Source organism: Agitococcus lubricus (assembly GCF_003051055.1).
In the GTDB taxonomy this organism is placed as follows: Bacteria; Pseudomonadota; Gammaproteobacteria; order Pseudomonadales; family Moraxellaceae; genus Agitococcus; species Agitococcus lubricus.
This window is the reverse complement of the sequence record NZ_QAON01000058.1, coordinates 1-1,833: the sequence shown is the minus strand read 5'-3', so window position 1 is coordinate 1,833 and position 1,833 is coordinate 1. Positions and strand designations below refer to the sequence as shown.

At 33.8% G+C, this 1,833-nt stretch carries 2 protein-coding genes; both read right to left on the bottom strand.

Features of this window, described 5'->3' with window-relative positions:
* Positions 1-398: 398 nt before the first annotated feature.
* Positions 399-1,076: a macro domain-containing protein gene (locus C8N29_RS16585; protein ID WP_107867172.1), complete on the bottom strand. Its 678-nt coding sequence runs from the start codon at positions 1,074-1,076 to the stop codon at positions 399-401.
* Positions 1,077-1,085: 9 nt separating this feature from the next.
* Positions 1,086-1,703 (bottom strand): DUF4433 domain-containing protein, encoded by a 618-nt coding sequence (locus C8N29_RS16580; RefSeq protein WP_107867171.1) that lies wholly within the window; start codon positions 1,701-1,703, stop codon positions 1,086-1,088.
* Between the last annotated feature and the right edge of the window lie 130 nt (positions 1,704-1,833).

Sequence of the window (1,833 nt, the reverse complement as noted above, 5' to 3'; positions counted from 1 at the left end):
GAACAAGGCGAATGGCGGGAGACCGCCAAAGCAAAAGCTGGCTCTAGTGGCCTAAACCTCTACTTTTAACTTCGGTTAAAAAGGGGATGATTACCAGCCGACTGAGAAAAACTATTCACTGCCACTTTTGAGCCATTAAATTTTTTTAGTGCTTGTATGTTATCAACAGATATTGCATATCGTGGTGGCTGCATTGTTGAACACCCAACCAATGTTAAAACTAACATAGCAAATGCTATTTTTTTCATCTTGTTACCTTCTCTTTCTCTAGAAATTTTTAGCTAACTAGGCGCATAACGCGCAAGTACCCAACAACAAACTTAAAAACTGAGATTACTTCAGAATTATCAAAAAATACACTATAAGCGGCTGGGTACTTGTCGCTGTTGATGCGGAAGTTAGACATATTTTAATAACTGAAACACCTTTTCCATAGACTTTTCGCTAATACCGCCAATTCGCTGAAGGCTACTTAAGCTATTCACATCTTCAAGAAGCAACGCATTCTTAATTTTACTAATGGCATCCGCTCTTAATCCTGACTTTGCAATCAGATTAGAATTGATTTTTTCTATAAACTCCTCTTTACATCTATCATATAAATCATCTTTTGCTTTTGAATCAAAATACCATATCTCAACTGGAATTTGACATTTAGAAAGATAGCACTCCATAATTTCAAAAGATATTTTTTCATCAAGCCCACCTTTATCAGCCCCCAACAAAGGAAACGCGATTGACTCTATATTTTTATCAATATATGTATCTAAAAACTTCTGTAAACCTTTCTCTAAATACTCATTTTTTGTAGGGTATTTCCAATGATTTTTAGTTGGAAAATTCAATATTTTTTTATAAGGAGTATTAATATCTTCTGCATCTAAATCATATATCCACAACTTTCCGATACTAATAGCCCCATCACTACAGTATTTTTTATATTTAGTAAACATTTTAGGGTATCTAAGTTTATACTCATAAGCTATGCCAGCCCCCATTACACCAACACAATTTATAGTATTTACAATAGTTTGGCATTGCGTAGTAAAGATATTACCTTTTTTTATTTCAATCATTTATACGCCCTAAAAGAAAACATCAGTATTTACAGCGACTTTAATATCTTGCAAGTTATAGCGATTTTTTATATAACTTTCTACTCTTTGGCTTGAGCAATATATTTCTTGTAACTGGCTCATTTCTAATTTCTGATAGACTAAAACCTCAGCCATCATGCTCCATTTAACCTCATCCGCATTGGTGCTATCATTCCAACTACTACTCCATATCATTGGCCAATTCCAATCTTTATGTTCTAGTTCGCCTATGTCGTTAGAGCATTTTGTACCGTCAGAAGCAGCATTTCCATTTGTAAATAACGTATTTTCTAAGAGAATTGTGTCCTTCTTAAAAGCTAAAATTACAATTGCATCTCCAAATTGTTTTTGGTTACGGTAAAGCATAGCGTTTCTAGGATTAAAATATAAAGGCACATAATCGTGAGTATTTTTATTATAAATAGGCTCTTTTCTATTTCTTCTTTGATTTACTTCTTGATTACTAATATCTATTTTTTTATACGGATTGTTATGAGCCAATAATCCATGCTCAAAGATTGAATCAAGATTATCAATATGGGTCATATGGTCTATTGTTGCTATACGCAACTTATCCATTATTGCTAAAGCAGCATTTCGTTCCATAAAAGCTCCATTGTTTAAAACGTCTAACTTTAACGCTAAGAGGTAGCACCCCTCAACAAACTACAACCTGAGATTGACCTCAGAACCATTCAAAAATACACCAAAATCGTGCGGGGTGCTATCCTACTTG